Source organism: Paenibacillus thermotolerans (genome assembly GCF_028745515.1).
Taxonomy (GTDB): domain Bacteria; phylum Bacillota; class Bacilli; order Paenibacillales; family YIM-B00363; genus Paenibacillus_AE; species Paenibacillus_AE thermotolerans.
The window spans coordinates 1-9,542 of record NZ_JAQZSG010000066.1 but is presented as its reverse complement, the minus strand read 5'-3'; the positions used below and the strand labels follow the sequence as shown (position 1 = coordinate 9,542).

Annotated in this window: 9 protein-coding genes and 1 pseudogene; 9 read left to right on the top strand and 1 reads right to left on the bottom strand. The window is 46.3% G+C overall.

Translation table 11 applies throughout. The annotated features are described in order from the left end of the window. Nucleotides 1-57: 57 nt before the first annotated feature. From PT964_RS25840 to PT964_RS25820, 4 genes are all read left to right on the top strand, one after another. Nucleotides 58-276 (top strand): hypothetical protein, encoded by a 219-nt coding sequence (locus PT964_RS25840; protein ID WP_274366238.1) that lies wholly within the window; start codon nucleotides 58-60, stop codon nucleotides 274-276. A 103-nt stretch (nucleotides 277-379) separates the two neighbouring features. After that, the gene (locus PT964_RS25835; protein WP_274366237.1) at nucleotides 380-829 is read left to right on the top strand and encodes an NUDIX domain-containing protein; all 450 of its coding nucleotides are present in this window, start codon (nucleotides 380-382) and stop codon (nucleotides 827-829) included. An 827-nt stretch (nucleotides 830-1,656) separates the two neighbouring features. Continuing rightward, nucleotides 1,657-1,926, top strand: coding sequence for a hypothetical protein (locus PT964_RS25825; protein WP_274366236.1), 270 nt, complete (start codon nucleotides 1,657-1,659; stop codon nucleotides 1,924-1,926). A 134-nt stretch (nucleotides 1,927-2,060) separates the two neighbouring features. Then, entirely contained in the window at nucleotides 2,061-3,299 is a 1,239-nt protein-coding gene (locus PT964_RS25820; RefSeq protein WP_274366235.1) for an RNA polymerase sigma factor, read from the top strand. A gap of 404 nt (nucleotides 3,300-3,703) precedes the next feature. Here PT964_RS25820 and PT964_RS25815 read toward each other — a convergent pair whose 3' ends face one another. Then, the gene (locus PT964_RS25815) at nucleotides 3,704-4,003 is read right to left on the bottom strand and encodes a hypothetical protein (RefSeq protein WP_274366234.1); all 300 of its coding nucleotides are present in this window, start codon (nucleotides 4,001-4,003) and stop codon (nucleotides 3,704-3,706) included. Nucleotides 4,004-4,078: 75 nt separating this feature from the next. On the opposite strand from PT964_RS25815, the pseudogene PT964_RS25810 reads away from it, so the two are divergent. From PT964_RS25810 to PT964_RS25790, 5 genes and pseudogenes are all read left to right on the top strand, one after another. Next, a pseudogene (locus PT964_RS25810) lies at nucleotides 4,079-4,495 on the top strand (DUF6492 family protein); the annotation flags it as partial. Nucleotides 4,496-4,714: 219 nt separating this feature from the next. Next, entirely contained in the window at nucleotides 4,715-5,524 is an 810-nt protein-coding gene (locus tag PT964_RS25805) for a YheC/YheD family protein (protein ID WP_274366233.1), read from the top strand. Between the two features lie 450 nt (nucleotides 5,525-5,974). Further along, entirely contained in the window at nucleotides 5,975-8,335 is a 2,361-nt protein-coding gene (locus PT964_RS25800; RefSeq protein WP_274366232.1) for a glycoside hydrolase family 95 protein, read from the top strand. An 18-nt stretch (nucleotides 8,336-8,353) separates the two neighbouring features. Beyond that, complete coding sequence (locus tag PT964_RS25795) at nucleotides 8,354-9,283, top strand: aldo/keto reductase (RefSeq protein WP_274366231.1); 930 nt, start codon at nucleotides 8,354-8,356, stop codon at nucleotides 9,281-9,283. A 19-nt stretch (nucleotides 9,284-9,302) separates the two neighbouring features. Beyond that, a partial coding sequence (locus PT964_RS25790) for an alcohol dehydrogenase catalytic domain-containing protein (protein ID WP_425262801.1) occupies nucleotides 9,303-9,542 on the top strand: 240 nt, incomplete at its 3' end.

Sequence of the window (9,542 nt, the reverse complement as noted above, 5' to 3'; positions counted from 1 at the left end):
TTCTTATCTAGCATTTTCTGTCCACTTTAGTTTAGCAGTTACAGGACTCTGGTGATTGTGGATACGGGTTCGATTTTTTTGATCCCGATGGTAACAAATACTGCGCTTGGCAACCCAAATAATAATATTATTCACGCCGTCAAACAGGGAAGAGCCGGTGCTTCGGTCCACTGGGACAAGGAAACAGGTTCCTTAAAATCAGCCGAAAGTGTTGCTATATCTGAGAACAAAAGCGCAGCGGTGGATCCGATCCATCGCTTTTTCTATATTTCTTGAGTGCTCTGAAGGGGCAGCGTAGTTGGAGTATTTAGCCGAATAACTAGATGTAACGCGTAAAATATTGTTTGATTAATGTTATTCTGGTGTTGGAGGGGCGTAAATGTTAAAACCTTTATTTGGGGAATTCCCTACCGATAAGCGAATAGCGGGTATTCACAGCATCCCCATAACAGAAGACGGATCCATCGTTATGGTTTGGGATAAGCACGAAAAAAATATAACTACAGTTGGAGGTAGAGTAGAAAATAACGAGGACTTGGACGTTGCGCTTAATCGCGAGACAGTCGAAGAAGCTGGTCTTATCTTGGAAGAGTTTAGAATGCCTATCGCGTCGTGGTATTGGGAAAGTACGGACTCATACACTGTTTTCGTTTTAGCTAAAGTCAAGGAATATGTCAAAATGCCAGAAGGCTTCGAGACAACTGGTCGTGTAACCATGAATGTTGAAACTGCACGCCAATTAATTGATAAAATCGAAGGTGAAGGGTTTCGAACAGAACTTCTTGATATTGTTAGAGAAGTTTACGAGCACTTCATATCACTTCACTAACGGATTACGACAGTTGAACATAAAGGGTTATTGCTAAAGCCTTTNTTCGAACAGAACTTCTTGATATTGTTAGAGAAGTTTACGAGCACTTCATATCACTTCACTAACGGATTACGACAGTTGAACATAAAGGGTTATTGCTAAAGCCTTTAGCCTAAATTGCCTTCTCCAGAACCGTGCTTATTGTACAACATGCATGTAGAAGGCATCGCTTGTTGATTGACAGGTAAGATGAAAAGGCATAAATGGAAAACGTTATGGTGTATAATGAGCAGAGATTATATTTTGAGGAGTGTTTATTTGAGAAAACATAAACCAATGTCATTTGACGAACTACTAAAGGATTTAACACTATCAAAGAATTGTTCAATGAAACATTTATGATTAAGTACTCCAGTTTCAAGAGTTTCGACGAGTTTGTTGAGAACGGAAACTTTCAAGTCAAGACCCTTGAAGATGTTAGGATCATTCCTGACGAACTATTTGATCGGCATGTGGATAGAAAAATCACCTTCTCGAACTGGAAATCCATGTTGGAGACAGCGAACATGGAATATGCGAACCGATAACGAATCCAAAAGGTTCGTCCGTTAATAAAAAATTTTCGATAACAACGAGGCTGCCGAGCAATCGGCGGCCTCGCTTCGCTAACGGGAGATGTTCAATGATATAGTATGGTTAGTTGTAACCGCTGCTGATTGTTCCAAAGGAGGTCCACATGGATTACTTATGGTTTAATTACGAAAAGCCAATCCTAGAGCAGCTGCCCCTTCCATTTACAAAAGCGGCGATATTGTTAAATCCTTTTATTTATGACCTTTGAAACTATGCACGAAACGGCGAAAGCCGCTCTTGCTGAAGAAGCACCCGCACCAAACACAAAAATGTTACCACAGGCACAGGCGACAGTACATTTATTGAAATGTGTGACCTTCATCGACGCTTGTTATCACAGCATCGATTTGGATATTGAAGGCTTTTATTTGTATTCTCCTTGTTCGTTAACAGTCGAATGTCGTTTAGCTAACGAGGTACAAGAGCGCTGCGGTGGATCCGATCCACCGCTTTTATGCATTCTCAATGGAACGCTCAACTAAAGGGCAGTTTTACACATCATTTTTGGGGTTTAGAAAAAGTGAAATAGCATCGTGAGGATTTATTTTAAAATGACGTGGCTTTTTACCTCCATTCGGTGTCTAATGAATTGTAAGTTCAGGAGGAGGTACTACAGGTGTCAAGAGCTCAAGACAAAACAAAAATCCCTGTTCTTCCGGAGGAGCAGGAGCACATCCAACATTTCGAAGCCATCTATGATCAATATCGAGAGAGAATTCGAAAATATATCGCAGTAAAGACAAATCTGACAGTAGCCGATGACTTAACGCAACAAACTTTTTTAAAAGCAATGGAAAACTTTCGCTTGTTTAAGCATAACTCCAGTATATTTACTTGGCTTTTCAAAATCGCGCAGAATATTGTCAAAAACGAGTATCGTACGAGATCACGAAATAAAGAAATAGTGCACGAAGTTATCGATTTTCAGTCCCAATCGATTTCTCTCGATACAGCTAAAGATGTCGATATCCGCATTGATATTAGTGCTGCATTAGCCCAATTGAGTGAATTAGACCAGCAAATCATTTCCTTACGTTTTTTTGTCGATTGCACTTTATTGGAAATATCCAAAATCATCGGGATGCCTGAAAGCGCGGTTAAGAACAGACTCTACCGTGCCTTAAACAAACTAAAAAAAGAATTAAAAGAATGGGGTGACATTACCGTCATGTCTATCAAAGAGCTGATTTCAATTGTGGATAAAAGCGAGGCGTCCACCAAGAAGGATGGTATGAATAAGGTATACCATGACTTATTTGAAGAGCTGAAAGCCAATGTAGAGCGAATTCTTACAACCTACCGCCATCGCCCTTCTCAGAAAATCGCTATCGAAATCTATCCGGATCTGTCCACTTTTCATCAAGCAATAGGCGAACCGGATGCGCCTAATTGGTTCATGGGTACCTATGAACGCAACAAAATTAAAATCGTATCCCCACTAAACCCAGGCCCTGAACATACGTATCAATCGGTTCTACGACACACTATAAGCTTGTTTACGATGTGGTTAGTGAAGGATATCAATCCGTTGGCACCGAAATGGCTTACTCATGGGCTCGGCGGACATGAAGCCAAGCAAATGTCGCAAGAATATATTCAGTATAGCACCTCCGAAGCGATTCGAAATGATGCCGTCCCTAGCTTTCAAGCATTAACTAATGATACGTGGGATTTCGAGAAGATGGGGGGATATGGATTCTCGTATTTGATCGTAGAATATCTCCTCCATTCTTACAGTTCAGATGAGCTTAACAAATTCATACGCGATACCACTGATTTTCAAAGTGCATTTCAAGTATCGGAAGCCGAGCTGCACGCGATGTGGGTGCAATATTTAAAATCCAGGCTATGTTAAATTCTAATGTTGATATTGACCATTACAAAACCACCTTCGATGAACTGTACCCCAATTGTTAGACACAATCTAACTGTTGAAGGTGCAGTTTTTTATGGTTAAATTAACAGCACAAGAAAAAATACATACCGTTTTACAACTGAGTGCAAGGTCTGGTTAACGATTCTTGCAGAGCACTTTTCGTGAAGTAAAGCTGCCGCGCACATTTGCGGCAGCATTATTAAGCTAACGGGTACAAGAGCACAGTGATGGATTTACTCCATCGCTGAATTGTTTTTCCTTGGCCGCCGCTCAACTATGGGGCAGGATAACGTAAATCAATGATCGTTATTGTGGTATCGGAACGTATCAGAGCCGTGGGGAGGGGGTTACCTCGGAACCCCCTTAATTTTCAAGCTAGACCCTTACAGTTCCAACCTATCCTGTTTTAACTCCTCATCATTCGTCTCCCAATAACTACCGGCACCAAAGAACTCTTTGCATTGGCTAGTTAATGACTGCAAAACATTAACGAGCCCATTGATATCACAGGTATGGATCGTATCTTTGAACTCTCGGCCTTCCTCTGTAACGTGAAAAACATGTATCTCTAGGCAGCCATCCCATCGCGCATTAACATCAATTTGTTTGTCAGCACTTTCAAGTTCCAGCGCCGCTGTGCCGCCATCCTCGCGTTTATGAATGGACTTTATATTCCACTCCATGTAGTTCTTATCCTCCGTTCTGTATGTTTCTTATCCTATTTTTCCCTGGACTGCATTAATTAAGTTATGATCAGGAAGCCACTGTTCTATTGCCGAAACTGGAGTCAACCTGAATATTTCGTCACCTATCGCAAGCTGCTCGGAAAAAAAGCTCCACGTCCCCGTTCCTTCGTGACGCACTACATGTTGTTCAATAAAACAAAGCTCCGGTCGCTCAAGAACAAAATCGAAGCGAGGCACGGAACGAAGTGGTATAAAGCCATCTTGAAAAGTATCAACCGAAAAAAACAGATCGGATTTTCCGAATTTGAGACGTACGGAAATTACGTCTATTCCGCTCAGCCTGGGAAAGTTCGACTTAAAAGCGCGCTTAACAAAAGTCTCTCAACCAGCCCATCCGCTCTGTCAGGATCTGCCATTGGCAAGCTGACCCGGCGCTACCGGTCGCTGTCTTTTCACAAAAGAAAGGGTTACGCCCGAAACACAAAGTAGCCGAATATTGCGTAATCCGCTCTGTCGGGGTCTGCCGTCGGCAGGCTGGACCGGCGCTACCAGTCGCTGTCTTTTCACAAAAAAAGAGTTACGCCTGGCTTCAATCTTGCAGATGAAGCCAGCTTTCGTTTATCTCCAAATCTCAAAGCCATTCCCACATCTGCCTGAATCGGGCGGGGTAAAGCTCGACATATATTATATGACAGGAGGTGTCGAAGCGTGAAAACATCCGCTCGAAAGCACGTTTATAGCAAATGGCTGAAAACAAAGGCCATTTTGAAAGACCGGAAAGTGCGCATGTTTGTTCCCGAAACCCGCAGAATGAACGAAAAATCGCTTCGAGAGATGCTTCGCCGCTATTCCATGGTTTACATCAAACCGGTAGCGGGCAGACAAGGCAAAGGGGTCATGCGCGTGGAACAAAGCAACGGTTCCTATTCGTATCAGAAGGGAGAAAAGAAGCGAGTGTTCGATTCGTTCCCTTCCATGTATCAGTCTATCGTTCGCAACAAAAACAAATGCCCTTATTTGGTTCAGAAAGGAATCCATCTCTTGAAATACAAGGGTCGCCAGTTCGATATCCGGGTCATGGTTCAACGCAATCGCAAGCGCGCTTGGGAGATGACCGGCATGATCGGGCGAGTCGCTCACCCGAGGAAGATCGTGACGAATTACCATAACGGTGGAAAACCAACGGAAGTTCGGAAGTTGCTGAAACCTTATGCTTCCGGAAAGAAGCTGTCCGCAATAGAAAAGACCCTTTCCAAAACCGGATATGACGCCGCCAAAGCTCTCAGCCGCACGTATTCCGGACTTAACATGATCGGCGCGGACATTGGCCTGGACAACCGCCTGCGCCCTTGGATCATCGAGCTGAACACGAGTCCCGACCCTTTTATATTCGAGCACTTGACCGATAAGAGCATCGCCCGTAAAGTGATAAGTTACGCCAGAGCCTTGAAGCGTATCCCTCCGGCCAAATCCAAGCCGAAGCGAAATCACAATCGTTCCCGTTCCCGGAAACCTTGAAATTGAAGAGATAAGCACCTTTCTACTTAAAGATTGGTTTGATACTGAAACTCAAGTAAATATGAAACAACAATAGCGGGGCCACGCGTTTTTTTAGGCTCCGCTTTATAATTTTTCGTGAAACATCACACCTTTTTTAATTTTTTATGCCATTTGGAAAAAACGGAGGAAAGTGATATCGAGCGTCGAAATCATCAAATACACCGATTGTTAACAGACGAGCCGGAATATCAAAACTTCAAGCACAAATCAAACCCACTTTCTGTATAATACGCTGGAGACAAGTTCGGATGAAGTTTGATCAGCAGCATACTTCGGAAAGAAAGCGGTTTCACATTTTTGGAAAAAACTTTCGAATTAAAGAAAACTGTTGGAGTTGGAAATACACGGGTATGACGCCGGGCGGCAATCGCGAGATGAGTCAAAATAACAACGGGAGTGATTGTTATCATGCGCGAAAACTGGAAACGAGGAGCAATGGAGCTTTGCTATGACAGCTCGGCAGAGGAGTGGGATGAGGCGCTCCCGATCGGGAACGGCCGGTTGGGCGGCATGGTTTACGGACAGCCGGTTGCCGAGCGCATTCAATTGAATGAAGATTCGGTATGGTACGGCGGCCCCAGGGATCGCAATAATCCCGATGCGCTGAAACATCTGCCTGAAATTAGGAGGCGGATTTTCGAAGGAAAGCTGAAGGAGGCGGAACAGTTGTCGGTGCTCGCGTTATCAGGTTTGCCGGAGACTCAGCGCCATTACCTCCCGCTGGGCCACCTGCTGTTGAATTTTAAGCATCCCACCGGAAGTATTACGAATTACAAACGGGTGCTGGACCTGGAAGATGCGACAGTACGCGTAACGTTCGAGCAGGATGGGTGCTCTTATCAGCGGGAAATATTCGCGAGTTATCCCGATCAAGCGATCATCATTCGCCTGACGGCCGATCAACAAGGCGCAATCAGCTTTACAGCCCGTCTGGAGCGGGGGAGATGGCGCTATGCCGACCGGACAGGAAAGATTGGGAACGATACCATCTATATGCGGGGGAACTGCGGCGGTGAGAACGGCAATGATTATTGCACCGCTTTGAAAGCGTCTGCGAGCGGAGGCACAGTAAAAACCGTTGGCGAACATCTCGTGGTGGAACAAGCCGACTGTGTCACCTTGGTTTTAACCGCTGCAACAACATTCCGGACCGATGATCCGTTGTCGGAGTGTCTCAGTAAAGGATCAGCCGCAGCAGAGCGTCCATTCAATGATCTGGCCGAGCGCCATAGGAACGATTACCGAGCCTTGTTCGGCCGTGTTTCCTTGATGCTCGGAGGGCCGGATGAAGAAACCGCGGGTATGAGTATCAAACAGCGGCTGAAGCGGGTGGAGGAAGGAGGCCATGATCCAGGGTTAATGGCACTTTATTTCCAGTTCGGCCGTTACTTGTTGATCGCATCCAGCAGGCCGGGCTCCTTGCCGGCCAATTTGCAAGGCATTTGGAATCAGCACTTCTTGCCGCCTTGGGATAGCAAATATACGATTAACATCAACGCCCAGATGAACTACTGGCCTGCGGAGATTTGCGGACTGCCCGAATGCCACGAGCCGTTGTTCGAACTGTTGGAGCGCATGCGCGAACCGGGCAGGCAGACGGCTAGGAGCATGTACGGCTGCAGGGGATTCATGGCGCATCATAACACGGATATATGGGCAGATACGGCGCCGCAGGATACTTACCTTCCCGCTACATATTGGCCGATGGGGGCGGCATGGCTGTGTCTGCACTTGTGGGAGCATTACCGCTTTACGCAGGATCGGGCTTTTCTGGCGAAAGCTTATGACACAATGCGCGAGGCGTCGCTGTTCCTACTAGATTATTTGGTGGAAAGTCCAACCGGGGAATTGGTCACATGCCCGTCCGTTTCTCCGGAAAACACGTACTTGCTGCCGAACGGTGAGTCTGGCGTTCTTTGCGCAGGCCCATCCATGGACAGCCAAATTATTCACGAATTGTTCTCTGCAGTGATAGAGGCAGAGGGGCTCCTTAATATTCAAGGGGAACGAGCTCTTGGTATGGAATTATTCCGTGTACTGGCCAGGATCCCACGGCCGAAGATCGGCAAGTACGGCCAGTTGCAGGAGTGGTACGAGGATTATGAGGAGCTTGAAGCAGGGCACCGGCATATCTCTCATCTGTTCGCGCTTCATCCCGGAAGCCAAATCAGCGACCGGTTAACTCCGGAGCTGGCGCAAGCGGCAAGAATGACGCTGGAACGCCGGCTGGCGAACGGCGGCGGCCATACCGGATGGAGTAGAGCCTGGATCATCAACTTTTGGGCAAGGCTTCAAGAGTCGGAACGAGCGCATGATAACCTTCAAGCGTTGCTTGCTAAATCAACTCTGCCGAATCTGCTCGATAATCATCCTCCGTTCCAGATCGACGGCAACTTCGGGGGGGCCGCGGCTATTGCGGAGATGTTGCTTCAGAGCCATCTAGGAGAAATACACCTGCTTCCCGCATTACCGGAAGCATGGCGTACGGGGGAAGTGATAGGTCTTCGGGCACGGGGCGGCTTCACCGTCGACATGGAGTGGGCGGACGGAAATCTGGTCTATGCAAGGATCGTGACTGCCCTTGCCGGTGTTTGCACTGTGCGGTGCCATACTCCCGTAACGGTATCGTCCAATGGGGATTCGCTTCTTTTCACGGAAGAAGCTGGAGTTGTCAGCTTTGAGACCACCACCGGCGGAATATACGAGTTGAACGCTTCATCCTATCAAATCAAATCCGCATTTCTCGGCGTTAACGCTAAGCGATTTTAATAGAGGAGATGGAAGGACATGAAATACAGAACATTAGGAAGCACCGGTCTGGAAGTGTCTGTTTTAAGTCTCGGAGCGTCTTCGCTTGGTTCCGTCTTCAGAGAGATTAACAAAGAAGAGGGAATCCGGACGGTTCGAACCGCGGTTGACATGGGAATCAATCTGATCGATGTTTCGCCCTATTACGGTTTAACCAAAGCCGAAACATTATTAGGCGAAGCTATCAAAGAATTGCCCAGGGACAAGTTTATTTTGTCTACCAAAGCGGGACGTTACGGAGCGGATGAATTTGACTTTTCAACAAAACGGATTATCAGCAGCGTAGAAGAAAGCTTACAAAGGTTGAATACGGATTATGTGGATATTCTGCTTCTTCACGACATTGAATTCGGCTCCTTTGAACAAGTGATGGAAGAAGGAATTCCCGCACTGCAACAACTGAAGAAGCAAGGAAAAATCCGTTTTATGGGCGTGTCGGGCTTGCCCCTTACACTCTTTGAAATGGTACTCGCCAAAGCGGATCTCGACGTTATCCTATCGTACTGCCATTATTCATTGAATGACACGTCGCTGCTGAACCTAATTCCTTTGTTGGAGCAAAAAAAGACAGGACTCATCAATGCGTCGCCGTTGTCAATGGGTCTTCTGAGCACAAGAGGCGTCCCGGATTGGCACCCGGCTGATGCAGAAATCAGGGAGGCATGTAAACGCGCGGCGGAATATTGCGCGCAGAAAGGGCAAGACATATCCAAACTGGCGATTCAATATTGTGTCGCAAATGAAAAAATACCAACCACTTTAGTAAGTACTGCAAGCACGGAACATATCATAAAGAACATTCAATGGACGGATGAGCCCATGGATACGGAATTGCTGAAGGAAGTACTCGACATTTTGGCACCGATCCATAATAAAACTTGGCCGAGCGGAAGGGCGGAATATCGATGAAGACCCGAATGAATTCAGGATTATTGAAGCGAAGGAGCCCTTCCTGCAACAGGGCGAAGATCTGGTTCGTGTTCGAAGAATAGGAATTTGCGGGACGGATTTGCATGCATTTAAAGGCAATCAGCCGTATTTTACTTACCCGCGCGTGCTGGGACATGAATTGTCGGGCGTAATAGAAGAAATCGGAGAAAACGCCGGCGGATTGCGAAAAGGTGATCAAGTGGCGATCATACCGTACATGGAATGCGGCGAATGTATC